Annotated in this window: 21 protein-coding genes; 8 read left to right on the top strand and 13 right to left on the bottom strand. The window is 63.3% G+C overall.

Features of this window, described 5'->3' with window-relative positions; genetic code table 11:
* Nucleotides 1–19: 19 nt before the first annotated feature.
* From NKJ08_RS08195 to NKJ08_RS08215, 5 genes are all read right to left on the bottom strand, one after another.
* The gene (locus NKJ08_RS08195) at nt 20–1,684 is read right to left on the bottom strand and encodes an ABC transporter substrate-binding protein (protein ID WP_352781621.1); all 1,665 of its coding nucleotides are present in this window, start codon (nt 1,682–1,684) and stop codon (nt 20–22) included.
* Nucleotides 1,685–1,845: 161 nt separating this feature from the next.
* Complete coding sequence (locus NKJ08_RS08200; protein ID WP_352527707.1) at nt 1,846–3,030, bottom strand: mandelate racemase/muconate lactonizing enzyme family protein; 1,185 nt, start codon at nt 3,028–3,030, stop codon at nt 1,846–1,848.
* 1 nt (nt 3,031) lies between these two features.
* Entirely contained in the window at nt 3,032–4,138 is a 1,107-nt protein-coding gene (locus tag NKJ08_RS08205) for a mandelate racemase/muconate lactonizing enzyme family protein (protein WP_352527705.1), read from the bottom strand.
* Nucleotides 4,139–4,186: 48 nt separating this feature from the next.
* Nucleotides 4,187–4,912 carry a GntR family transcriptional regulator gene (locus NKJ08_RS08210; protein WP_352527703.1) on the bottom strand — a complete coding sequence of 242 codons (726 nt, stop codon included), beginning with the start codon at nt 4,910–4,912 and terminating at the stop codon, nt 4,187–4,189.
* Between the two features lie 117 nt (nt 4,913–5,029).
* Complete coding sequence (locus NKJ08_RS08215; RefSeq protein ID WP_352527701.1) at nt 5,030–5,818, bottom strand: HalD/BesD family halogenase; 789 nt, start codon at nt 5,816–5,818, stop codon at nt 5,030–5,032.
* Nucleotides 5,819–5,906: 88 nt separating this feature from the next.
* Between NKJ08_RS08215 and NKJ08_RS08220 the strand changes: the two genes are divergently transcribed.
* Nucleotides 5,907–6,863 (top strand): LysR family transcriptional regulator, encoded by a 957-nt coding sequence (locus NKJ08_RS08220; protein WP_352527699.1) that lies wholly within the window; start codon nt 5,907–5,909, stop codon nt 6,861–6,863.
* A 9-nt stretch (nt 6,864–6,872) separates the two neighbouring features.
* Here NKJ08_RS08220 and NKJ08_RS08225 read toward each other — a convergent pair whose 3' ends face one another.
* The 3 genes from NKJ08_RS08225 to NKJ08_RS08235 are packed head-to-tail and all read right to left on the bottom strand — an operon-like array spanning nt 6,873 to nt 11,492.
* Complete coding sequence (locus NKJ08_RS08225; RefSeq protein ID WP_352527698.1) at nt 6,873–8,027, bottom strand: efflux RND transporter periplasmic adaptor subunit; 1,155 nt, start codon at nt 8,025–8,027, stop codon at nt 6,873–6,875.
* Nucleotides 8,028–8,043: 16 nt separating this feature from the next.
* Nucleotides 8,044–11,223 (bottom strand): efflux RND transporter permease subunit, encoded by a 3,180-nt coding sequence (locus tag NKJ08_RS08230; protein WP_352781622.1) that lies wholly within the window; start codon nt 11,221–11,223, stop codon nt 8,044–8,046.
* Nucleotides 11,217–11,492, bottom strand: a complete 276-nt coding sequence (locus NKJ08_RS08235) for a hypothetical protein (protein ID WP_352527694.1) — start codon at nt 11,490–11,492, stop codon at nt 11,217–11,219. The genes NKJ08_RS08230 and NKJ08_RS08235 overlap by 7 nt, the downstream gene beginning before the upstream one ends.
* A 251-nt stretch (nt 11,493–11,743) precedes the next feature.
* Between NKJ08_RS08235 and NKJ08_RS08240 the strand changes: the two genes are divergently transcribed.
* The gene (locus NKJ08_RS08240) at nt 11,744–12,325 is read left to right on the top strand and encodes a TetR/AcrR family transcriptional regulator (protein ID WP_352527692.1); all 582 of its coding nucleotides are present in this window, start codon (nt 11,744–11,746) and stop codon (nt 12,323–12,325) included.
* A gap of 587 nt (nt 12,326–12,912) precedes the next feature.
* Here NKJ08_RS08240 and NKJ08_RS08245 read toward each other — a convergent pair.
* The 5 genes from NKJ08_RS08245 to NKJ08_RS08265 form a co-directional block, all read right to left on the bottom strand.
* Nucleotides 12,913–13,935, bottom strand: a complete 1,023-nt coding sequence (locus NKJ08_RS08245; protein ID WP_352527690.1) for a LacI family DNA-binding transcriptional regulator — start codon at nt 13,933–13,935, stop codon at nt 12,913–12,915.
* Nucleotides 13,936–13,992: 57 nt separating this feature from the next.
* Nucleotides 13,993–14,787, bottom strand: a complete 795-nt coding sequence (locus tag NKJ08_RS08250; RefSeq protein WP_352527688.1) for an ATP-binding cassette domain-containing protein — start codon at nt 14,785–14,787, stop codon at nt 13,993–13,995.
* A gap of 4 nt (nt 14,788–14,791) precedes the next feature.
* A complete protein-coding gene (locus tag NKJ08_RS08255) occupies nt 14,792–15,778 on the bottom strand; it encodes an ABC transporter permease (protein WP_352527686.1) in 987 nt (328 codons plus the stop codon).
* A gap of 107 nt (nt 15,779–15,885) precedes the next feature.
* Nucleotides 15,886–16,818, bottom strand: a complete 933-nt coding sequence (locus NKJ08_RS08260; RefSeq protein ID WP_352527684.1) for a substrate-binding domain-containing protein — start codon at nt 16,816–16,818, stop codon at nt 15,886–15,888.
* Nucleotides 16,819–17,053: 235 nt separating this feature from the next.
* Nucleotides 17,054–18,211: a fumarylacetoacetate hydrolase family protein gene (locus NKJ08_RS08265; RefSeq protein WP_352527682.1), complete on the bottom strand. Its 1,158-nt coding sequence runs from the start codon at nt 18,209–18,211 to the stop codon at nt 17,054–17,056.
* A gap of 276 nt (nt 18,212–18,487) precedes the next feature.
* Here NKJ08_RS08265 and NKJ08_RS08270 point away from each other — a divergent pair, with 276 nt between their 5' ends.
* The 6 genes from NKJ08_RS08270 to NKJ08_RS08295 all read left to right on the top strand — a co-directional run bounded on the left by NKJ08_RS08270 (nt 18,488) and on the right by NKJ08_RS08295 (nt 24,560).
* Entirely contained in the window at nt 18,488–19,771 is a 1,284-nt protein-coding gene (locus NKJ08_RS08270) for an NAD(P)/FAD-dependent oxidoreductase (protein ID WP_352781623.1), read from the top strand.
* An 82-nt stretch (nt 19,772–19,853) separates the two neighbouring features.
* Nucleotides 19,854–20,741 (top strand): ABC transporter permease, encoded by an 888-nt coding sequence (locus tag NKJ08_RS08275; protein ID WP_352527678.1) that lies wholly within the window; start codon nt 19,854–19,856, stop codon nt 20,739–20,741.
* Complete coding sequence (locus NKJ08_RS08280) at nt 20,738–21,616, top strand: ABC transporter permease (RefSeq protein WP_352527676.1); 879 nt, start codon at nt 20,738–20,740, stop codon at nt 21,614–21,616. The genes NKJ08_RS08275 and NKJ08_RS08280 overlap by 4 nt, the downstream gene beginning before the upstream one ends.
* Entirely contained in the window at nt 21,601–22,671 is a 1,071-nt protein-coding gene (locus NKJ08_RS08285; RefSeq protein WP_352527674.1) for an ABC transporter substrate-binding protein, read from the top strand. Before NKJ08_RS08280 ends, NKJ08_RS08285 begins: the two co-directional genes overlap by 16 nt.
* Nucleotides 22,672–22,876: 205 nt before the next feature.
* Nucleotides 22,877–23,485, top strand: coding sequence for a cupin domain-containing protein (locus NKJ08_RS08290; RefSeq protein WP_352527672.1), 609 nt, complete (start codon nt 22,877–22,879; stop codon nt 23,483–23,485).
* Nucleotides 23,475–24,560 carry an ABC transporter ATP-binding protein gene (locus tag NKJ08_RS08295; protein WP_352527670.1) on the top strand — a complete coding sequence of 362 codons (1,086 nt, stop codon included), beginning with the start codon at nt 23,475–23,477 and terminating at the stop codon, nt 24,558–24,560. The genes NKJ08_RS08290 and NKJ08_RS08295 overlap by 11 nt, the downstream gene beginning before the upstream one ends.
* The last annotated feature ends 20 nt before the right edge of the window (nt 24,561–24,580 follow it).

Here is a 24,580-nt window from a genome sequence, read left to right on the forward strand (position 1 = left end):
CCCTGGCTTTCCCTCCCGTTCAGGCTTTCGACGCTCCATTGAGGAAGAGTTGCGACATCGCGGTCGGCTGCACGCCGGCAACGCCCTTCGCGGTAGCCGTCAGATAATCGTAGAAATACCCGAAGATGACCGGGGTTTCCTCGAGCAGCAGCCTTTGGATCTTGCCGGCCGACGCCTTCTGCGCCTCGAGGTCGAGCGCCGCGATATAGCTGGTCGCGAGCTGGTCGTACTCCTTGTTCTTGAAGTGCGCCGCATTCCAGGTGCCGTCGCTCTTCAGCGGTGCCGCGAGATAGACGTTGGGCACGCCACGATGGCCGTAGTCGGTGATGCCCATCACCGAATCCAGCCAGTTCGATTTGCCGAACACCGCATCCCCGTAATAGGCGCTCTGGTCGAGGATGTTGAGCTCGAGCTCGATGCCGATCTCCTTGACCGCGTTCTGGATCAGCTGCGCGTATTCGGGGATTTCCAGATAGCGTTCTGTGGTCAGTGTCACCTTGAAGCCCTTGCCGGCACCAGCCGCTTCCATCAGCTGCTTGGCCTGCGCGACATCCTGTTGGCGCTGCGGCACGCTCGGATCGGTCGACGGGTAGGCGGCGGCGAACGGGCTGTCGTTGCCGGCCACGGCGCGGCCCTTCATCAGACCGGCCACCAGCTTGTTGCGGTCGAGGCTGAGCGCGATGGCGCGGCGCACGCGCGGATCCTTGAACGGGTCCGCGTCGCATTGCAGATGCAGCTGCTGATGCGCCACCGACTTCAGGCTGATGATGTCGATGCTCGGATCGGTGAGCAACGCGACGCCGGCCAGCACCGGCAGCTGGTTGATGATGTCGACCAGGCCGCCCTGCAGCGCCAGGATCTGCGGCTGCATGTCGGCGAAGAAGGTGAATTCGGTGCGCTCCGGCAACGCCTTCGGCCCCCAGTAGTCCTCATTGCGGACGAAGGAAGCGCCGACCTTCGGCGTGTATTTCTCGATCTTGAATGGCCCGGTGCCGTCGAAGCTCTTCTCATACTCGCCGGCATAGCTCGCCGGGATGATGACGGCATTGTAATTGTCGGACGACACCATGTAAGGGAAGTTGCCGTTCGGCGCGTCGAGGTGGAATTCCACCGTGTAGTCGTCGACCTTCTTGGTCGCACCCTTCTGCAGGATGCCGTTGAACACCGAGAGCGCATTGGACGAGTTTGCCGGATCGGCGAGCCGGTCGATGCTGGCCACCACGTCTTCCGCCTTCATCTCGCCGCCGCTGTGGAATTTCACGCCCTTGCGCAGCTTGAAGGTCCACACAGTGCCGGTGTCGTTCGGCTTCCAGCTTTCCGCCAGCGCGGGCTGCAGCACGAGGTCCGGACCGTCGATGCAGAGGAATTCGGCGACCTGCTGCATGATCAGCAATCCACCGGCATCGGCGATGGTGACGGGATCGATCGCCGCGGCAGGCACGCTGCTGGCCACGCGGATGGTGGCGCCCGGCGCGCCTTGCGCACGAGCCAGCGACGGCATGGCGCCCAATCCGGCGGCAGCGCCGATGCGGCCGAGACGCGGCAGCGACAGGCCGAGCAGGCTGCCGTGGCGAATGAAGTCGCGGCGGCTGACCCGGCCGTCGACCAGCCCGTCGATCAAATGGTTTTCGAGCGGCGAGCGATGGCGCCGGATGAGGTCGAGAATGCGATAATTCTTGCTCATGGGTTGACCCTTTTCCCCTGTGTTTTTGTGGTTGACGAAATTCCGTGGATTTTCACCTTGTCCGGGCCGTCATTGAGACCTGTCGTCCGGAACAGTAGCACGCGGTCTTGCCCGGTCCATCCGGTGCTTCTCTTGTATCAATCTCCTGTTGGTTCCTGTCATCAGTTCAACGGCAGGCGGCGATAGGTTCCGGGCTTTGCCGGGTCGTGATATTTGTTGCACGGACCGTTCTCGACGAAGTCGCGATGGCAGGCGGCGAGATTCTCGCGCGATAGCGTGACGCCGAGGCCGTGACCTTCCGGCACGCGCACGACATTGTCCCTCGGCGAAAACGGTCCTTCCTCGACCACATCCATCGGCAGCATGCGAAACAGCGACTGGTTCGGCTCCCTGATCCAGCCAAGTGCTGCGCACAGATGCAGATAGGCGGCGCTGCCGATGCCGCTGTCGCCGCTGTAGCACCAGAAATCGATGCCGGCGTGCTCGCAGGCGCCGACAAAACGCAGCATGCGGCCGATGCCGCCATGGACGGTCGGATTGCCGACGAAGGCGTCCGGCACCTTCATTTCCATGGCGCGCGCAATGTCGATATTGTGGGTCGAGAACGGGATCGAGCAATGACGGCGCAACTCGCGCATCTCCTCGATGGTCGCCACCGGATCTTCCCAGTTGCGCACCCCGAGCTCCTCCAGTGGGCGGACCAACCGCCGGGCCGTCGCCAGCGAATAGGCCTGGTTGGAATCGATGCGGATCATCACATCGTCGCCGAGCCTTTGGCGGATCAGCTCGACCATTGTCAGCGATATCTTTCGGTCCTGCGTCGAGAACTTGCCTTCGAAGAAGGTCGTGCCGTAGGTCTCATGCAGCTCGACGCAATAATCCGCGACCGCTTCCGGCGTCTTCTCGCCCTTCACCTTCGGGCCGTCGCCGCGCAGCGAGAAATAATCGGTGAAAGGGATGTCCTTGCGCACGGCGCCGCCAAGCAGCTGGTAGAGCGGCTGCTTCCATGCCTTGCCGCGCAGATCCCACAACGCCATCTCGATGGCGCCGAACGCCATGATGCGGCTGCGGTCGTTGATGCTTTGCACGCCGGTCCAGTAGGGCAGGCAGACATGTTCGGCGCCGGCGATGTCGAAGGCGTCGCGACCGGTCAGCCGTGCCGCAAGACCGTCATTGATGATCGCCGCAGCGGCCGACGTTGGCGCTTCACCCAGGCCGATCAAGCCGCCCTCGGTCTCGACCTCGACAATGGTCGGCGAGAACCCGTCGAGCTCGCCGAATACCCAGGCGTAGGGCGCTTCGAGCCGCAGGTTGATCGGCGTCGCCTGGATGCGGCGGATCTTCATCTCAGCTGCCGACCTCGAAGAAGGGAGCGCCGAGCAGCTCGGGAACGACATCGATGCCGAGGCCTGGCCCATCCGGAATGCCCATGCGGCTTCCTGAAACCGGCGGCATGTTGGACGCGGTGCGCACCGTCACCCATTCGTGGAAGGCGATGGCGTGCAGCCGGCGCTCTTCCGGCGTCGACAGAGAAAGATGCGCCATGGCCGATGTGTCGATCTCGGCGCCGCCGGTGTCCTCGACGGTGATCATGAAGCCGAGATCGACGGCAAGGTCGCGGATCTGGCGCGTTTTGGTCACCCCTCCGAGCCGCGAGATCTTGAGCGTCAGACCGTCGGCGGTGCCCTTGCGGTGGATGTCGAGCATGTCGTCCAGCGAGGCGACGGATTCGTCGAGCACCATCGGCTTGTCGAGCGAGCGGCGCACCGACATGCATTCGTCGATCGTGGTGCAAGGCTGTTCGAACGTGTAGTCGATGGTGCGCGTCGCATCCACGAACTGGCGTGCCTGGTACGGCGTCCAGCCGGCATTGGCGTCGCAGAAGATGACAGTGCCTTTCGGCACCGCGGCGGCGACGGCTGTGACGCGTTCGATGTCGTCATGGACGTTGCCGCCGACCTTGACCTGCAGCCGGTGAAACCCTTGCCCGACGATGCGCTTGGCAAGTGCGGCCATTGCGTCGACCGTGCCATGGGTGACGACCTTGTAGAGTTCGGCCGTCTCACTCTCACGTCCCCCGAGCAGCGTTACCAGCGGCACGTCGGCGGCGCGCGCCGCGAGATCCGAGCATGCCATGTCGAGCGCCGACTTGATGTAAGGATGGCCCTTGAACGCCGTGTCCATCAGCCTGTTGATGCCGGTCAGCCCGCGTGGGTCATGGCCGATGAGATGCGGCGCGATCTCGATGACGCCGGCGCGCGTGCCGGCGGCGAAGGCCGGCGAGTAAAAATTGCCGAGCGGCGCCATCTCGCCCCAGCCGGTGAGGCCGCTGTCGGCGGTGATGGCGACGATCACTGCGTCGAACGCATCGGCCACGCGCCCCTTCGACATGCGGTAAGGCCCGTCCACGAAGGGCTGCACGACATGGTAGGCCTTGATGGTTTTGATCTGCACGTTTTCTGTCCGTTGTCTGTGTTCCGGATGACCGCCAACTTGTCGGGCTCAGCCGCCTTTAGGCCGGCCGGCGCGATCAGCGCCGGCGCCCTTTGAGCCGCGCTGTTCCAGCCCGCGCGCATAGGCGAGCAGCTCTTCGAAATCGAGGTCGATATGCTCCTTGGCGTGGCGCTGGGCAGCGCGCATGTCGCTGCCCATGAGCAGCCGCACATAGGTCTCGTGGACGTCTTCGGCAGGCACCGGCTCGTTGCGCGCCCGCTGGTGCAGCGCAAAATACATCTGCAGCCGGCTGGTCAGCCGCTGCCAGGTTTCCAGCAGCACCGAATTGTCGGCCCATTCATGGATCAGGCCATGCAGTTGCAGCGCCGTTTCGATCTGCCGCGTCGTGTCCAGTTCGCGCGTCGCCTGCTTCACCGCCGTATGGCGCCGGTCAAGCTCGTCGAAAAAGCGCTGGTCGCGAAGCGGCCAGGTCCGCTCGATGGCAAACTCATCCAGCACCTTGTTGAGCGAATATGCATCGTCGATGTCCTTGGCTGTGACGTCGATGACGAAGGTTCCGGCGTAGGGAATGCTGGTCAGGATGCCTTCCTGCACCAGCTCGCGCATCGCCTCGCGCAGTGGCGCGCGGCTCACCCGCATCTGCTCGGAAATCCTGAGTTCGTTGAGTTTTTGCCCGGGTTCCAACTGGCCGGTCAGGATCGCGCGCCGGAGCAGCGCGACGATCTCGGCCCTGCGTGTCGTATCCGCGATCGGACTGAAATCCAGCTTGCCCATATGGCCACTCCAGAGGAACCGAAAGCTAGACAAGCAGATTGTCGACAATCTAACAAGAGGCGGATTGCGGATTCTCGATTTCCGTTTGGTCGGCAGCCAGCGGCGGCCGGCAAGCCCTCAGGCCGCGCGGCCGTAGAAGCCGACCCGCTCCTTGTCGCTGAACGTCACGCCCGGCTTTTCGTAGTAGGAAAACACCGCGATCATTCGCTCGCGCTCGCCTTCCACGGTGGTGACGCGATGCGCGGTGTTCTTGCCGCGAAAGACGTTCAGCGTGCCCGGCTCTATGCGCAATATCTTCGCTTCGGGATCGCGCCCTTCGAGCAATCTTGCGACGCCGTCGTAATTCGGATTGTCGGCCGACCGGAGATCGGTGCGGTATTCCAGATCGCCGCCACGCGAGGCGGCCTGCAGCAGAAGCGTGGTGGTGAATTCCGAGCGGTCGAAATGCCAGTTCAACGCCTCGCCTGCGCGATACGCCATCACATTGGTGCGCGCCAGCGGGTCCTGCATGACGTGCAGCTTCGGCTTGCCCATCGCCGCTGCCAAAAATCGCAGAAGCGGCTCGTATTCATAGATGGCGAGCACGAGGCTGCCGGGGATCTGGTCGGCGCAGACCGTATGGCTGATGGTCTCGACCTTGCGCAATGCCGGGTGGGCAGGATCGAGTTCCGGGATATCAGGCTTGAAGTAGATGTTGTGCATCCGCTTGTGCAAATGCGACCGCGTGGCCATCACCGGCTGGATTTCCCGCACCGCCCGTTCGGCGATGCCGGGGCGCACGAAACCTTCGAGATTGAACATGCCGTCGGCTTCCAACGCCGCGATCGAGCGCTCCACGAGGCGCTTCCACTCGCTGCTGCCCTCACGATCGAGCGGGTAGCGGTCCAGATCGAGAATGTCTTTCATCGTCTCATGCTCCAGCTTCGAGCACAGAAGACGACAAAAAATCTTTCTCTCAACCGGCGAAATTATTAGGCTTGCGAAAGAAAAACTGATGGAAGGTTGGTTTGGTATGGAACGGCTTCCGCCGCTGAACGCGATCAGGGCGTTCGAGGTCGCGGCCCGCGCCGGCAGTTTTACGCTCGCCGCCGCGGAGCTCGGCGTCTCCTCGGCAGCGGTCAGCCAGCAGATACGCAATCTCGAGACCTGGTTCGGCAAGCAGCTGTTCGTGCGCAGCGGCAATCGCATAGTGCTGACCGATGCCGGCCACGCGATCTATCCGCAGACCGCACGGGCCTTGGGCGACATCGCCGCGATCGGGCGGCGCATGCTGGATGGGAGCCTGAGAACCCGTCTTGTCGTCAGCGTGCCGTTTTCGCTAGCCGAATTGTGGCTGGCGCCGAGGCTGGCTGTGCTGCTTGACGCCTTCCCGCAAATGGCGATCGACGTCAGGGTTGAGGACGATCCCGTCGACCTTGTGCGCCAGAACGTCGACCTTCGCATCAGCTATGGCGATTATCACTATCCCGCACTGCGAATGGTCCGTCTTGTCCATGACGAGGTCCTGCCGGTCTGCGCGCCGGAACTCTGGCAGCGGCACGGCAATGGCGACTCCGGCCTGGCGGAATTGCACGACAGCCTGTTCATCCACACCAATTGGGGACCGAACTATGCCACGCACCCGACCTGGGCGGATTGGTTCGCGGCGTCGGGAGGCAACCGCTCTCCCGACCCTTCGCAGGGCCGGCGCGTTGGACTGTCCAGCCTTGGCGGTTGCCTCGGCGAGGCTGGGCCTCGGGATCGCTCTTGGCCAGAGGGTCATGGCCCGTGCCGATCTCGAAGCAGGCCGCCTGATTGCGCTGTCGCCGGTCTCGGTGCGGCTCGGGCACCCCTATTGCGCCTTCATGCCACCGCTCAAGGCCGAGCGCGCCGATGTCGCCGGTCTGGTCGAACTGCTCAGCAAAACGGCGCCCTCGACATAAGCCGAAGGCGCCGCGGGACCGGGACCTGATGGGGGTTATCAGGTGGCCGGTTTCTGCGGCAGCGGCGAGACCGGCATTCCCGGGCCGATCTTCTGCAGATTGCCGGTGATCACCTGGTCGCCTTCGGCCACACCGCTCAAGATGGCGACCTGATCGCCATTGGTAGGTCCGAGCGAAACGATGCGCTGGTCGACGGTGTTGTCCTTGCCGACGACATAGAGGTATTTGCCGAGCTGGCCTGAGCCGAGTGCCGTCTGCGGCACCATCAGCGCATCGGGCTGTTCTTTGACGTGCAGCCGGACGCGGACATACTGGCCGGGCAGCAGCGTGAACTTGCCGTTGCCGACCGTCGCCCGTGCCGTGATCGTGCCGGTCGAGCGATCGATCGTGTTGTCCATGAAGGTAAGATTGCCCTTCTGGCGCGGTTCCGTTTCACCGGGAAGCAGGACATCGACACTGATCGGCCCCGCGGCCCGGGCTTCCTCGATCTGCATCAGGTCCGTTTCGCTCGGATTGAAGGTGACGTAGATCGGATCGAGCTGCACCAGCGTGTTGAGCACCGTGCCAGCGACGCTGACCAGTGTTCCGACGGAAGCCTGGCTGCGTCCGATGCGTCCTGTGAACGGGGCACGGATTTCGGTATAGCTCAAATTGAGCTCGGCGGTCCGCACGGCGGCCTGGTTCACGGCGAGCGAAGCCTGGGCCCCGCGCAAGGTGCTGGTACGCTGGTCGAACACGTCCTTGGCGAGATAGCCGCTCTTGGCGAGCTCGCTGCCGCGCCCGAGATTGGAGCGCGCATAGTCGAGCGTTGCCGTGTCGCGCTGGACCTGCGCCTTCGCCTGCTCGAGGGCAGCCTGGAAATCCTCAGGGGCGATCTTGTAGAGAAGGTCGCCCTTCGCAACGTCGCCGCCGTCGGCGGCGACCTGCTCCTGCAGATAGCCCGGCACGCGCGCCTGCAGCGTGATGCTGCGGATCGGCTCCACCCGGGCTGCATAGTCGAGATAGATCGGGATCGTCTTCTTGACGACGCTCACCACCGGTACCGGCATGACAAACGCTTCCGGCTTGGGTGTCGCTGCCCCGGCTGTGCCGGCGTTGAGGCTGAGACTGCCCATGTCGAGCAAGTGAACGCTCGCCACCGAAATCGCCCCAAGGGCGACGGCCGTTCCCAGCGCGATTTTCCATTTACGCATGATCAATTCTCCAGTCCTATTCAGCCGCTTCGGCCAATGGCTCGAAGGCGGGTTCGGCGGTTGGTGGTTCAGTCGCTTCGGAGACCGGTTCGCTCTCGCTGCTGCGCTCGCGCAGCTGCTCGATCACCGCATAGAAGACCGGCACGAACACCAGCGACAGGATCGTCGCCGCGACCATGCCGCCAAAGACGGTGGTGCCGATCGACTGCCGGCTCGCGGCACCCGCACCGGTGGCGAACATCAGCGGCAGCACGCCGAGGATGAAGGCGAAGGCGGTCATCAGGATCGGCCGCAGCCGCAGCCGCGCCGCTTCCATCGCGGCGTCGACGATGCTGAGGCCTTCTTCGCGCCGGCGCCGGGCAAACTCGACGATCAGAATCGCGTTCTTGGCCGCCAGTCCGATCAGCATGACGAAGCCTATCTGCGAATAAACGTCGATCTGCATGCCGCGCAGCCACAGCACGACGAATGCACCGAACAGTGCGAGCGGCACCGCGAGCAGCACCATGAACGGCATCGCCCAGCTCTCATATTGCGCGGCGAGGATCAGGAAGACGAAGACGATGGCGAGGCCGAAGACGACGGATGCGATCGATCCCGCCTTGAGCTCCTGATAGGTGATGCCGGTCCATTCGTAGCCGAAATCTCTCGGCAACGCCGTAGCGGCGGCACGTTCCATCGCCGCGACCGCCTGGCCGGACGAGAAACCAGGGGCGGCGCCGCCATTGATCAGGGCCGACGCATTGTTGTTGTAATGCGGCACGGTCTCTGGGCCGACGACGGGCACAAGCTTGCCCAGCGTGCTCAGCGGCACCATGCCGCCCGAAGCATTGCGGACATAGAGCCGCGAAATGTCGGCCGGACCGGCACGAGAGTCCTTGTCGGCCTGGATCGTCACCCGGAAGGTGCGGCCGAACAGATTGAAATCGTTCACATAGAGCGAGCCGAGATAGATCTGCAGCGTGTTGAAGACGTCCGGCAGGCTGAGCCCGAGCAGCTTCGCCTTGGCGCGATCGAGGTCGTAGTTGAACTGCGGCGTCGAGGTCGAGAACGACGAGAACAATTGCTGCGGATTGAGCTCTGGCTGCTTGCGCGCCTCGGCAATCACCGCTTGCGTCGCATCGTTGAGCGCCACGCTGCCGCGGCCGGTCAGGTCCTCGACCTGGAACTCGAAGCCACCGGTGGTGCCGATGCCCGGGATCGACGGCGGGTCGAAGCTCAGCGCAAAAGCCTCCGGAATTTGCAGCAGCTTGTTGCGCACGTCGGCGACGAGCTTCGAGGCGCTCTGGTCGGGGCCGCGTTCGTCCCATGGCTTCAGGATGGCGAATTCGACCGCCGAGTTCGACTGGGCGGCACTGGTCAGGAAGTTCAGGCCGCTGATCGAGCCGACGATGTCGACGCCGGGCGTGTTCTGCAGGATGTCGCGTGCCTTTTGCGCCACCGCGTCGGTGCGTTCCAGCGAGGCCCCGTCGGGGAGCTGGATGACGACGAAGAAGTAGCCCTGGTCCTCGACCGGAAGGAAGGTCGAGGGCAGGCGCTGCCAGACGAAATAGGTCGCGACAAGTCCGGCCGCGAACACGCCGAGCATGATCCAGCGCAGACGGATGAGAATGCGCACACCATTCGCATAGGCATGCGATAGCCGTTCGAAGCCCGTGTTGAACCAGCGGAACAGCACGAACTGCGTTTCCGGCCGGTGGCGCAGGAAGGCGGCGCTGAGCGCCGGAGTAAGCGTGAGCGAGACGAAGGCCGAGATGCCGAAGGAGATCGCGACCGTCAGGGCAAACTGGTTGTAGAGCCGGCCGGAAACGCCGGGGATGAAGGCGACCGGTACAAACACGGCCATCAGCACAGCGGTCGTGGCGATGATCGGGCCGGTGACCTCGGCCATTGCCGCGCGCGTGGCAGCCAGCGGTTTGAGGCCGGCCTCCAGCTGGCGCTCGACATTCTCGACGACGACGATGGCGTCGTCGACGACGAGGCCGATCGCCAGCACCATGCCGAGCAGGCTGAGCATGTTCAAGGAGAAGCCGAACATGTACATGACGACCAACGTCGACACCAGCGACACGGGAATCGCGATCGTCGGGATGATCGTGGTGCGCCAGCTTTGCAGGAAGATGAACACCACGGCGACGACCAGGATCAGCGCCTCACCGAGCGTGATCAGCACATCGTGCATCGAGGCCGAAACGAAACGCGTCGTATCGTAATGCATGGCGTAGCTGACGCCCTTCGGAAAGCGGGCCGACAGCTCCTGCATCTTGTCCTTGACGCGCTGCTGCAGATCGAGCGCGTTGGAGCCCGGCATCTGGTAGACCGCGAGCACCACCGTCGGATCCTTGCCGAAGAAGGCCGACGACGAATATTGCAGGGCGCCGAGTTCGATGCGCGCAACGTCGCGCAGCCTAACCAGCGAGCCGTTGGCGGTGTTGGCCCGCACGACGATGTCGCCGAACTCCTTGGGATCGCTTAGCCTGCCGACCGCGTTGACCTGCATCTCGAAGGCGGTGCCGGCCGGGGCCGGCGACTGCCCGATCTTGCCGGCCGCCACCTGGACGTTCTGCTCGGCGACGGCGTTTTGCACGTCGACGGCGGTGATGCCGAGATTGGCGAGCTTGTCGGGATCGAGCCAAATGCGCATCGAATAGCGCCGCTCGCCGAATATCTGCACGTCGCCGACGCCAGGCAGGCGCTTCAGCGGATCGACCACCTGCAGATAGGCGAGGTTGCTCAGCGCGACCGGGTTGACGGAACCGTCCGGCGAGGTGAGGTCGACGATCAGGACGAAGTTCGGGTTCTGTTTCATAATCGTTACGCCGCCCTGGTTGACGATGGCCGGCAACGAGGAAGCCGCCTGCGAAACGCGGTTCTGGACGTCGACGGCGGCGGTGCTCAGGGAATAACCGACCTCGAAAGTGATGGTGATCGTCGAGGAGCCGTCATTGGAGCTCGACGACGACATGTAGGTCATGCCCTGAACGCCGTTGATCTGCTGTTCGAGCGGCGTCGTCACCGTGTCGGCGACAACCTGTGCGCTGGCGCCCGGGTAATGGGCGCTGACCACGACCTGGGGCGGGGTGATGTCGGGAAACTGCGAGACGGGCAGCAGGAAATAACAGATCCCACCGGCGAGCACCATGATGATGGCGATCGCCGACGCAAAGATCGGACGATGGATGAAGAAGTTTACCATGAGATGCACGCCTCGCCCGATGCTCTGGCCCGGCCAAAGGCCCTGGCTACCCTGGACAGCCGCCGGCTGCGCGTTGAGCCGGAATCTTCGAGAAAGCCGAAATCTTCCAGAAGGCGTTGCGGCGCATTGCGGCGCTCGGCCTGCTCGTCCGCCAGTGCACGCAGCATCGCCTCGAAAGACCGCGGGTCGACGCGGTCGGCCTTCATCAGCATGCGGATCATCGGATCCTTCACGACTTCATCGATCGTCAGATCATTGCGCTGCGACATCGAAGCGGCTCCTGGTTTTGGCGATCCGCGGCACGCCGCGGATCGGGTGTTCTCTTGCTCGCCGGCGAGGCCGTAAGGTGCGGTTCGTCCCCTTGCCGATTGGGGCGGGGCTGATGGCCGGCACTTGCGAGTTTGACATGATGCAATGCGGGTGTTACAGGTAAGTAACATCTCTAACGTTACAGACCGGTAACACCCTAGTCAAGAGGTGTACCGAGGGAATTTCGGGAAACGCAAGCACGGAGGTTTTGATGACAGACGGTATTGTGGAGCGTGTTCGCCCCCGAGACAGGATCCTGGAGACGGCACGGGACATGTTTCACAAGCATGGCATTCGCGGCGTCGGCATCGACGCCATCACCGAGGCCGCCGGCACCAACAAGATGACGCTCTACCGGCATTTCGAGTCCAAGGACGACCTGATCATCGAATGTCTGCGGGCGACGGCCTGCAGCGCTAATGCGATGTGGGAAAAGTTCGAGGCCGAGCATCCGGGTGACAAACTGGCGCAACTGCATGCCTGGGTCCGGATGGCAGCCGATTGCCTGATGTCAGATCGTCGCGGTTGCGACATGGCCAACGCCGCCATCGAGTTGAGCGAGACCGATCATCCGGCAAGGCAAGTGATCAAGGAACTCAAGGAGGCGCAGCGCGAGCGTCTGGTCTTCTTGTGTCGCGATGCCGGCATCGGCCAAGCCGAACTTCTCGCCGATACGCTGTCGCTTCTGCTCGAGGGCGCCCGCGTCAGCCTGCAAAGTGTCGGCTCCGAGGGCCCGAGCGCGCAGTTCGTGCGCATGGCGGAAGGCCTGATCACGTCCTTCAGGGCCAGATAGACTCGCAAGCGGCGAAACGATCGATGGCTCGTTCGTTGCACGCCGCGCCGCCGCGTGCTCTTTTGTTCCGTTCGGGTGTGCCGTCATCACGCTCCTCCGTTGCCGGTCTGTCGCCGCACCATTCCCTGCGCGACGTGTTGGTTGTTGGTTGTCAGGCAGGATAGGGCCGATAGCGAATTGCTGAGGGTGACAAGTGTGACAGGATTCCGACGGATTCGCTGATCGCGGCTGCAGCATGCCCGGACACAGGCCGGTGGCGATCGCCGATAGTCATCGGACGCGGATTGACAATCGTGTTCGGTGATTAGTCATGACCCCAGCCTTTGCCCAATACCAGGAGCCGGAACGAAAAAGCCCGCTGCCGGGAGGAGGTGGCAGCGGGCTTGATTTTCGAATGCGGTGCGGGAGGAGGTGCACCGAATTCAACGTCGGCATCGCATCTGGGAGGAGTAGATGGCCGACGCTTATGAAGGTACTGGCTGCCCAATGATTCGGCAACCACAAAAGTTGCATAGCTGATGTGCAGATTTGCGGTATCAACCGAATTTTAACGATCGAGGCCGAGCGAACATAGCCCTCGCGCGGCATCACTGCACCGGGACATTTTCCTTGAAGATCAGGCGCGGCTCGATGAATTTCCGCGTCAGATAGGGCGCCGACGAGGCGATCGAGCCGAGCAGGCGAATGACCGACTGTTCGGCGATCAGCCGCGCATTCTGGTCGATGACGACGTCGAGCAGATCGTCGACGAGATAGCCGCGCGTTTCGCGCGTCAGATCATGGCAGATGAACACCGGCTTCTTCTGCGGCTTGGCTTCGAGCAACGCTTTCGCCACGCCCGAGCGCCCGGCGCCGATACAATAGATGCCGAGCAGCTCCGGCTCGTTGTGCAGCGCCTTCATGGTCGCGGTATAACTGACTTCCGGCTCATCATTGATCTCGACGGCGCTGGTGACGGTCAGATTGGGGAACTCTTCGCCAAGCACGGAGCGAAAGCCCATCTCGCGTTCCTCATGGCCGCGATAGGAACGTGAGCCGACCACCATTGCCAGATGGCCCTGGCGACCGCCAAGGAACCGTCCCATCAGCAGCGCCGCGGTGCGGCCGGCCACCCGGTTGTCGATGCCGACATAGGCCGAGCGGGGCGCGCCCGGAACGTCGGACACCAGCGTGACCAGGCGGATGCCGGCCTCGACGATCTCGCGCAAGATGTTGCGCGTTCTCGGATGATCGATGGCGATGACGCCGACACCGTTCGCCTTGAGCGAGAGGTTTTCGACAGCCGCCTGCAAGGCGCTCGGCGAGATGCCGGTGAGCTTGTGGATGCGGCAGGAGGCGACCAGCGGCAGGCGCGCCGCATAATCCTCGATGTGCCTGGCCAGATCGGCCATGAAGGCGTTGCTGCCGATCGGCAGGAAGAATTCGAGATGCGCCGGCCGCGAGGGCAACGCGACCTGGTCGACGACCGGTAGATAACCGAGTTGCTTGGCCGCCTCCATCACGCGCTGCCGGTTGGCGGCACTCGCCCCCGGCCGGTTGTTGAGCACGCGGTCGACCGTCGCGGTCGACAGGCCGCAGCTCCTGGCAATATCCGAAACGGTGGCTTTCATGTCGCAACCATATGGCGATGCGATCCAGTGCCTCGACGGTCAGCCGGCCCCGGCTGCTCAGCCGGGCCGTTGTGTGCCCTCGACCAGCGCGTCATGGATCTCCTTGTCCGACATGCCGGTGATGACGCGTTCGACTTCGGCGACGCTGGTCTTCTTCGGGTCGATGTCGTCGGCGACCACCTTGCCGCGGCGCATAACCACGATGCGGTCGACCACCTGAAAGACATGATGGATGTTGTGGGCGATGAAGATGCAGGAATGGCCGGAATCGCGGGCACTGCGCACGAAGCTCAGCACGCCTTGCGTTTCGGCAACGCCGAGATTGTTGGTCGGCTCGTCGAGGATGATGAGATCGCTGTCGAAATGCATGGCCCGTGCAATCGCCACCGCCTGCCGCTCGCCGCCGGAGAGCGAGCCAATCGGCGTCGTCGGCGGTATGTTCTTCGAGATGCCGACCTGCTTGAGCAGGTCGCGGGCAACCACGTTCATCGCCTCCTGGTCCATGCGGTTGAGGAAACGCGGCGGTCTGATCGGCTCGCGTCCGAGAAACAGGTTGCGGGCGATCGACAGCTGCGTCACCAGCGCCGAGTCCTGGTAGATCGTCTCGATGCCATGGGCGATGGCGTCGCTGGTGCTGCGCAGATTCACCTTCTTGCCGCGGATGAAGATGTCGCCGCTGGTCAGCGGAACCGCACCCGACAACACCTTGATCAGCGTCGATTTGCCGGCGCCGTTGTCACCGAGCAGGCCGACGATCTCCCTTTCGTTGACATGGAAATTGGCATCCACCAGCGCCTGCACGCGGCCATAGGACTTGCGGATGTTTGTCATGCGGATCAGTGGCTCGACCATCGTCTCAAGTCCCTGCCTGATGCCGGCGTTCCAGCCATGAGTGGAGCGCCATCATGCCGAGGATGATGGCGCCGATGAAGATGTTGTAGGCAAGGCCCGGCACGCCGATCAGCACGATGCCGTTGCGCATGACGCGCAGGATCAGGATGCCGAGCACCGTGCCGATGATGGTGCCGCGCCCGCCGGTCAGCGCCGTACCGCCGATCACCACCATGGCGATGACTTCGAGCTCGTAGCCGGTGCCGCTGTTGGGGTTGGCCGCCGAGGTACGCAGCGAGCTGATGACGCCGGCAAGCGAGGCCAGGATCGACGACAGGATGAACAAGCCGATCTTGACGCCGCTGACATTGACGCCGCGGGCCCTTGCAGCACTTGGGTTGCCGCCGGCCGCCTGGATCCAGTTGCCGGTCCGGCTCTGCGTCAGCACGTAGCCGAGCGCGATTGCCGCCGCGATAAACCAGAACAGCGACATATAGATACGGAACGGCCCGATGAAGAAATCGCCGACCAGCGCTTCCGCAAGCCAGCTGCCCTCGGCGCTCCAGGTCCGCTGCGGAAACCCGTTGGTGACGAACAAAGCGGTGCCGCGCACCACCAGCAGCATGCCAAGCGTCACCAGGAAGGACGGGATCTTGAGCTGCGTCACGAACCAGCCATTGACCAGGCCGATGAAGGCGGCGACCACCAGCGCAACGACGAAGCCTGCTTCAAGCGAGGTGACGCCGCTGTTGAACAACGTCCACATCAGGACCGGCGAGAAGCCGAACACCGAGCCGACCGAGAGGTCGAATTCGCCAGACGTCATCAGCAGTGTCATCGCCAGCGCGATCAGCCCGAGCTCGACCGTGAAGGCCAGCGTGTTTGAGATGTTCTGCGGCGACAGGAAGTCGTGATTGATGCCCCAGAACACGGCGATCTCGACGACAAGCAGCACGAACGGCCCGAACTCGGGCCGCGCGATCGAGCGTTGGATAAGGGAATGATTTTCCACCTTGGACCCGCGATAGGATTGGAACTGGCCGAGACCGCAGCCGGATTCGGCGGAATAATGAGGCAGTCACGGCCGCCGGAGCGGCCGTGACCAACTCGATCGCGGATTTATTTGCCGGACAGGATCTTGTCGTAGACTGCCGCGGTGTCCTTCTCGTAAAGCGCGCCGGTGATCACGTCGAAGCCGGGCGGAATACCGCTCGCCGCCATGTTGGCGAGCGAGAGCGCGACATAGCTGGTCGCCTGAGGATCCTGCCACTGCCCGGCATTGACGTAGCCGTTCAGCACTTCCTGGGTGGTGTCGAGCGAGTTGCCCCAGCCGACAACCGGGATTTCGCCCGGCTTGACGCCGACCTGGTCGAACACCCGCTTGATCGAACCGGTGACAAGGTCGCCAAGACCGATGACTGCCTTGACCTTGGCCCTGTTGGCGGTGAGGTAATCGACCATACGGTTGATCACTTCGGCCTGATCGAGCGTCGCTTCGGTGATTTCATAGGTGATGCCGAGCGGCTCGAACACACTCTTGATGCCTTCCTCTTCCTGGACGCCATAGGTGGCGCCGGGAATTTCAACCGGCATCCAGACGAAGTCGCCCTTCTTCACCAGGCCCTTGTCGACCAGGTACTGCGCCCAATGCTTGCCGAAGGTGACGTTGTCGCCGCCGACATAGGCGTTGAAGTCCGCCTTCGGGTCGGGCGTGTTGAAGTTGATGATCGGGATGTTCGCCGCCCGCGCTTCCTTGACGATCTCGACAAGGCTGCCCGGATCGGGGCTGGTCGTGGTGATGCCGTCGGCCTTGGCGGCGATTGCGGCGCGAACAGCCTCCTGTTGAGACGCCACGTCGCCATTGTGGAACGAGGTGTTGACGGTATTGCCGGTGTCCGTCGCCCATTGCTTGGCGCCGGCAAGGAAGTAGGTCCAGACCGGATCGGCCGGGCCGCCATGCGAAATCCAGTAAAACGTCTTGGCCTGTGCCGCGGCCGGAATGGCCAGCGCCACGATCAAGCCAAGTACAAGCAGTCTTAGCCTCGTCAGCATTTGATTTCCTCCCATTTGAACCGAACTCCTCCTCCGACGACGATCACGGCCAAAAACCGTGATCGCATTTTGCCAGCGTCGACCTGGGTGCATCAGAGCATCCCCTTTTTCGATTGATGGCAAGCCTCATCTGCAAGTGGTAGTTGGCGCAAACCAAGGCGCCATCAGCTCTTCCATCAGATTGCATCAGTTCGCGTGATATTTTCCAGGCAGGCGCCTGCCGGACAGCGGGAGCTTAGATCAGGTCGGCTCTGGCGAGGGCCCGCATCAGATGGCTTGCGCCATAGGTCCAGTGCGGGCAGTCGGGCGACAGCCGCACGCGGTTGACCAGGGCGCCGAACTTCTCCGACGAGATGGTGACGATGTCGCCGACCTTGTGGGTAAAGCCCTTGCCTTTTTCGCCGCGATCTTTCGACGGCACGAACATGGTGCCGAGATAGAGCGCCAGCCCGTCGGGATATTGATGGTGCGGCCCCATTGCGGCGGCGACCAACTCTTCCGGCGAGCGGCTGATCTCGGCCATCGAACTGGCGCCCTCCAGCGAAAATCCGTCCTCGCCCTCGACCTTCAGGCGCACGATCGCCTGCTTCACGTCGCCGATGGAAAAGGTCTCGTCAAACAGCCGGACGAAGGGGCCAAGTGCTGCCGAAGCGTTGTTGTCCTTGGCTTTTCCGAGCAGGAGCGCCGAGCGCCCCTCGACGTCGCGCAGATTGACGTCGTTGCCGAGCGTAGCGCCGACAATCCTGCCGCTGCTGGCGGCAATTACGGCAATCTCCGGCTCCGGGTTGTTCCATGTCGAAACCGGATGCAGGCCGACATCGGCGCCGAAGCCGACCGAGGCCATCGGCTGGCATTTGGTGAAGATCTCGGCATCGGGGCCGATGCCGACTTCCAGATATTGCGACCAGGCACCGCGAGCGATCAGCTTGGCCTTGATCTCCATCGCTTCTGGCGAGCCGGGCTTGAGCTTCGACAGATCGTGGCCGATCAGCCCGGCAATGTCGGCGCGAATGGCGTCGGCCTTTTCCGCCGAGCCGCGCGCCTGCTCCTCGATGACGCGCTCGAGCAGGCTGACGACGAAGGTGACGCCAGACGCCTTGATCGCCTGCAGGTCGACCGGGGAAAGCAGGTATGGTTTTTGTGGATCGCGCGCGGTCTCGAAACTGTTGACGGCAATGGCATCGAGCGGGCCGATCGGCCGCCCCTTGGCCGAGCGGACATGCCCTGCCGGATCCGGCAATTCGCAAACGTCGCGTATAGTCGGTGCCACAGGTGACGTAATGTCGAAGACAGTGCCGTCACGCACCGTGACCACCAGCGGGTGGGGAGCATCGCTCGTCATGGCACGGCCAAGGAAGAGGCCTTCGGATGGCAAGTGTGTGGCGTTCGTCATGGCTTACGGTTCCTGTTGTCTCGGTCCGGGTGTCGCGGTCGTTGCGGCCGATGAACGGCCGCAAAATAGGCTTGTCGTTCGACGGCGGCACTTTCACCAAATTCCCGCCAAAGGTCTATCCCGCTTCCAGGGCGAGCTTTGTCAATTCTTTCAAGCGGTCTTTGCATCGCTGGACCTTGATCGAGCCTGACGTGCGCCAATGGCGACGGAAAACGCTCTTTCAAAATAATGAAACCGTCGCTAGGGTTTTCACCGACTAAGATCCCTAGGTGACGCTTGCCCTTACGGTTTTCCGATCCAATCTGGCAGAAGTCGCGGACAGCCACCGCGTTCCAGTCGCTTTTTCCAGCCGGCCGACGCGCCGATGTCGTTATCGTCGGCGGCGGCATGATGGGGCTGTCGACCGCCGGGCACGCCGCCCGGCGCGGCCTTGCCGTCCAGGTGCTGGACGCCGGCGAAATTGGCAATGGCGCATCCGGCCTGAACGGCGGCCAGGTCATTCCCGGCCTGAAATACGATCCGGACTGGCTGCTGGAGCATTTTGGTCTCGAACGCGGCGAGGCGCTCGTCAACTTTGCCGCCTCGACCGCGAATGCCGTCTTCGAATTGATCCGCGATGAAAAACTGGCGGTGCCGTTCGTCCGCAACGGCTGGATTCAGGCCGCGCATACCGAGACCGCGTTGAAAGCGGCGGCGAACCGGGACCGGCAGTGGCGGGCGCGGGGCGCCGATGTCCGGTTGCTGAGCGCGACCGAGATTGCGACGATGACCGGCGCGCAAGGCTATCTCGGCGGCTGGCTCGACCGTCGCGCCGGTGTCATCGACCCGCTCGCCTATACGTCGGAGCTGGCGCGCATCGCTGCAGCGGCGGGTGTGAAGATCGCCGAGCGCCAGAACGTGATGCAGATCAGCAAAGATGCCGGCATTTGGCACGTTTCGACGAAAAGCGGCGCCGAACTCAAGGCCAAGGCGGTCGTCCTGGCGACCAACGCCTATACCGGCGGCCTGCTCCCCGGCCTCGCTGAGACCATCGTCCCGTTGCATTCCTTCCAGATCGCGACGGCGCCGCTGTCGTCCAATCTCGCGGCGGCGATCCTGCCGGAGGGGCAGGCGGTGTCGGATTCGCGCCGCATCCTCGTCTATTACCGCAAGAGTGCCGACGGCCGGCTGGTGCTCGGCGGGCGCGGCCGCATGGCGCTGCCGAACGGCCCGGCCGACTGGGCGCATCTCGAACGCGCACTGCTGCGGCTTTATCCGGCGCTGTCCGATGTTGCTATCGAAAAGCGCTGGTTTGGCCGGGTGGCAATGACACCCGACCATCTCCCTCACATCCACGAGCCCGAGAAGGGCCTGCTGGCGGTGGTCGGCTGCCAAGGCCGCGGCATCGGCCTGATGACCGCGCTTGGTGAGCGCATCGCCTCCTATCTGTCGAGCGGCGACATCAGGCAATTGCCGTTCCCGGTCTCGCCGATCCGGCCGATCCCGTTTCACGCCTTTCGACAGGTCGGCGTTGCCGCGACCATCGCCTGGTACCAAATGCTCGACGCGTTCGAACGCTGATTTCATACCCGAACGTGAAACAGCTTGACAGTTTCACGGATATGAAAAAGGCTTAGTCGATTTCAAATTCCGTGGGCAGTCGATGTCGACCATCGCCGTAACGCAGCCTCTGCCGGAAACCCGATCTTCGCCGGGGTTCCGTTTCGCCATGCTGCTGCCCGGCGGGCTGGTCACCTTTCTGCTGATCCTTTTCGCCCTTGGCCTGGTGTTCTTCCTCGCCTTTCGCGGCAATGACGGCTCGCTGCTCGGCGCTGGTTTCACCCTTGCGAATTTCGTCACTGTGGCCACCGATCCGCTGTACTGGACGGTGACGCTGCGCTCGCTGTGCATTGCCGGCCTGGTGACGCTGGCAACGGTCGTCACAGCCTATCCCGTCGCCTACTACCTTGCCTTCCATGCCGGGCGGCGGCGCGGGCTGCTGTTGTTTCTGCTGACCCTGCCGTTCTGGACCAGCTATCTCCTGCGTGTCTTCGCTTGGAAGATCGTGCTGGCTTATAATGGCGTACTGAACTCGGCGCTGATCGAAAGCGGCATCTGGTCGGAGCCGACATTGGCCTTCCTCAACACGCCGGCAGCGGTCGTCGTCACGCTTGCCCACGCCTATGCGCCGTTCGCCATCCTGCCTATCTACGTGGCACTGGAGACGATCCCGAAATCGCTGCTCGAAGCCGCTTCCGATCTCGGCGCCAGGCCGTTCACCAGCTTCCGCCGCGTCGTGCTGCCTAACTCGATGCCGGGCGTGCTGGCGGCTGCCCTCGTCGTCTTCGTGCCGACGGTCGGCGACTACGTGACGCCGGCGCTGGTCGGCGGCCCGGCAAGCACGATGATCGGTACGCTGATCCAGGCCGAGTTCGGCAAAGCCAATGACTGGCCGTTCGGCGCGGCACTCGCCGTCGCCGTCATGCTGGTCATCCTCGCCTTGGTGCTGGTCGTGCGCTTCGCCGACCGCAGATACGGCAGCCGCACATGAACACGGCGCGTATCGATGCAAAGCAGGGCGGCGGCTGGCTCGGCGCCTATGTCCTTGCCTATCTGGTGTTCCTGTATCTGCCGATATTGCTGATCCCGCTGTTTTCTTTCAACAATTCGATCCAGGCGGCATTTCCGCTGCAAGGCTTCACGCTTGAATGGTACGGCACGCTTTACGGCAATTCGGCGCTGTCCGGCGCGCTTGCCACCAGCCTCGTCATTGGCGCAGTTGCCGCCACCGGCGCAACGCTGTGCGGCATCACCGTGTCCTACATGGATCTCTATGGCCGCTCGCCGCTGGCCGCCACGATCAGTGCCATTGCCCGGCTGCCGATCCTGATCCCCGGTGTTATCGTCGGCATCTCGCTGCTGATCCTGGTCAACCTCATTGGCTTCGGGCCGTCACGCATTGCCATCGTGCTTGGTCACATATTGGTCGCGCTGCCGACGACGGTGGTGATCATGCGCAGCCGCTTCGCCGCCATCCCGAAGACCATCCGCGAGGCAGCACTCGACCTCGGCGCCTCCGACTGGACGACATTCAGGCGGGTGATGCTGCCGCTCAGCCTGCCCGCCATCGTTTCAGCATTCATGCTGGCCTTCCTGACCTCGTTCGACGAGTTCATCGTCGCCTTCTTCCTCGCCGGGAGCGAGCCGACGCTGCCGCTCTATATCTGGAGCCAGCTGCGCTTCCCGAAATCGCTGCCGACCGTCATGGCGCTGGGCACGGCAATCCTGGCCGTGTCCTTCGTCATCGCCGCACTTGCCGAAATCCTGCGCCATCGCGGGCTTGCTGCCGCTCAGCGGCCAGCCCCTGCTAACCTGTCAAAACCAGAAGAAACCGAAAGAGGAGAACTGCAATGGCATTCGACCTGAAATCGATGACTGCAAAGACAGCGCAAACCGGACTGGCCGCCTTCGCGCTGGCGCTTGCGTCGACCGCCGCATTTGCCGGCGACAAGCTGCAATATTTCACCTGGTCGGGCTACGAACTGCCCGACTTCAACAAGAGCTTCCTCGCCGCGCACCCTGATGGTGTGGAAGCCTCGATGTTCGGCGACGACGATGATGCCTTCACCAAGGTCAAGGCTGGCTTCCGCCCCGATGTCGCGCATCCCTGCTACGACAAGGTGGCGCGCTGGAACAAGGAAGGCCTGCTGCAGCCGATCGACACCAAGCGCATCAAGAACTGGGATTCGATCTTCCCCGTCTTCAAGAACCTGCCCGACCTGCAGGCTGGCGACGGCAAGGTCTGGATGGTGCCGTGGGACTGGGGCAACACCTCGATCCTCTATCGCGCCGATCTGGTGAAAAATCCGGAAGCCAGCTGGAACCTGCTTTGGGACAAGCAATATGCCGGCCGCATGGCGACCATCGATGCCGTGCACGATACACCGGTGGTGGCGGCCCTTCTTGCCGGCGTCAATCCGTTCGACATGACGGCGGAGCAGATGGACAAGGTTGCGGAAAAACTGCGCGAGCAGCGCCCGCTGCTCTCGAACTACACCACCGACATGACCTCGGTCGAACAGGCGCTGGCGAGTGGGCAGTTGGTCGCCGCCATGACCTGGAACGCCTCGGCCACCTCGCTGAAGAAGCAGGGCGTGCCTGTCGAGTTCATGAAGCCCAAGGAAGGCATGCTGACCTGGGCTTGCGGCTTCGTCATGCTCAAGGACGCCAAGAACGTCGATCTTGCCTATGATTTCATCAACAGCCGGCTGGAAACGGACTCGGGCAAATACCTGATCCAGGCCTACGGCTATGGCAGCTCGACCAGCTCGGCTTTCGCCGCCGTGCCGAAGGAGGAGCTGGAGAAACTGCAGCTGCCGTCCGACCCGGAAGTGATGCTGAAGACCACCGTCTTCACCGGGCCGATGAAACAGAATGACGAACTCGCCAAGATGTTCGAGAAGGTCAAGGCGGGCGGCTGAACCTGGTCTTCCCTTCTCCCCTTGTGGGAGAAGGTGGATTGGCGCGCAGCGCCAAGACGGTTGAGGGGTGTTGGAAGGAATGAGGCGTTGTTGTTTTCTGGAACACCCCTCATCCGACCGAGCTTCGCTCGGCCACCTTCTCCCACAAGGGGAGAAGGGAAGACCGCGCGGCGCCGGCCAAAAATACTGTAACGAGGTCGAACGGATGGACATGCTGGACGAAGCGGCTGAGAAGCCGAAGGACGACGCCGACGTCAGGGTCGGCCGGCGGGTGCGGGCGCTCAGGCTGGAGCGCAATCTCTCGCTGGCCGAACTTGCCGCCAAAGCCGGCGTCTCGATCGGTGCGCTGAGCCAGATCGAGCGCGGCATGTCGTCATTGCGGGTACGAGTGATCTGGCCGCTCGCCGCCGCGCTCGACATCGAGCCGTCGGCGCTGATTGCCGACGGTAACGATGCCGGCAACGATCTCTATTGCGTGCGCGCCAACAGCCGGCGGCAGATCCCGGTCAAGTCGGAAGGCATTGCCAAGGCACTGCTGTCGCCGCCGGCCGCCACGCTCACCGGCATGTTGGTGACGGTGGAAGCCGGTGGCGGCACCGCCGAAGCCTATGCTCATGCCGGCCACGAATTCGGTTTCGTCCTGTCGGGCGAGGTCGAGCTCGTGGTCGATTCAACCACCTATGGGCTGAAGGCCGGCGACAGCTTCGCCTTCAAGAGCACCTTGCTGCACGCCTTCCGCAATCCGGGCAGCGAGCGCTGCCAGATCCTGTGGGTCAACACGACCAAGCCGTCCGAGGTTCGCGATGGCGCCTGATCCTCTCGTCCGGCTGGACAAGGTCTCCAAGATATTCCTCGGCGGCATCGTCGGGCTCGAGTCTGTCGATCTCGACATTGCCCGCGGCGAGTTCCTGACCTTGCTCGGGCCGTCCGGCTGCGGCAAGACCACCAGCCTGCGGGTCATCGCCGGCTTCGAAAGCCCGTCGAGTGGCAGGGTTCTGCTCGAAGGCGGCGATATCACGGCACTCAGGCCTTTCGACCGTCCCGTCAACACCGTATTCCAGGATTACGCGCTGTTCCCGCACATGAACGTCGCCGAAAATGTCGGCTTCGGCCTGTCGCTGCGCAAGCTTTCCAGGGCAGAACAGGCAAAGCGCGTCGGCGAAGCGCTCGACATGGTCGGCCTTGCTGACAAGCTCGGCGCCCGCGTGTCGGAATTGTCGGGCGGCCAGCGCCAGCGCGTCGCGCTTGCCCGCGCCATCGTCTGCGAACCGCGCGTGCTGCTGCTCGACGAGCCGCTGTCGGCGCTCGACGCGCATCTGCGCGAACAGATGCAAGTCGAATTGAAGCGGCTGCAGTCGCAGCTCGGCACCACTTTTATCATGGTCACCCACGACCAGACCGAAGCGCTGTCGATCTCAGACCGCATCGTCGTCATGAACAAGGGCCGCATCGAGCAGATTGCGCCGCCGGCGACTCTTTACGATCGACCCGCCACCAAATTCGTTGCCAGCTTCATCGGTACCATGAACCTTCTGCAATCGCGCTTTGTCGGCCGTGATGGCGAGCGCTTGCGGTTCACCGCCGGCGCCCTGCCGCTGGAGGCCCTTTCGGAAACAGGCGAGTTGCCTGGCGAAGGCGCGGTGCGCACCATCGGCGTGCGTCCGGAGGATCTTTTGGCGGAGACCGAGGCCGCGGCCGGCACTGCACCGGTGCGGGTGAGCAGCATCGTCTTCCACGGCCGCACCTTGCGCCTGCATGCAGAGCTGGGGCAGGGGACACAGGTGGTGATCGACGCGCCGCGCCGGGCGGAGGGTTTTCAATTCAGCGTCGGCGACGTGGCGCATATCAGCCTGCGTCGTGGCGCCAACTGCCCTATGCTGCCCAGCTAGTCTGACTTTCAAACTTCCAG

This window comes from Mesorhizobium sp. M0244, assembly GCF_040321795.1.
Classification (GTDB): Bacteria; Pseudomonadota; Alphaproteobacteria; order Rhizobiales; family Rhizobiaceae; genus Mesorhizobium.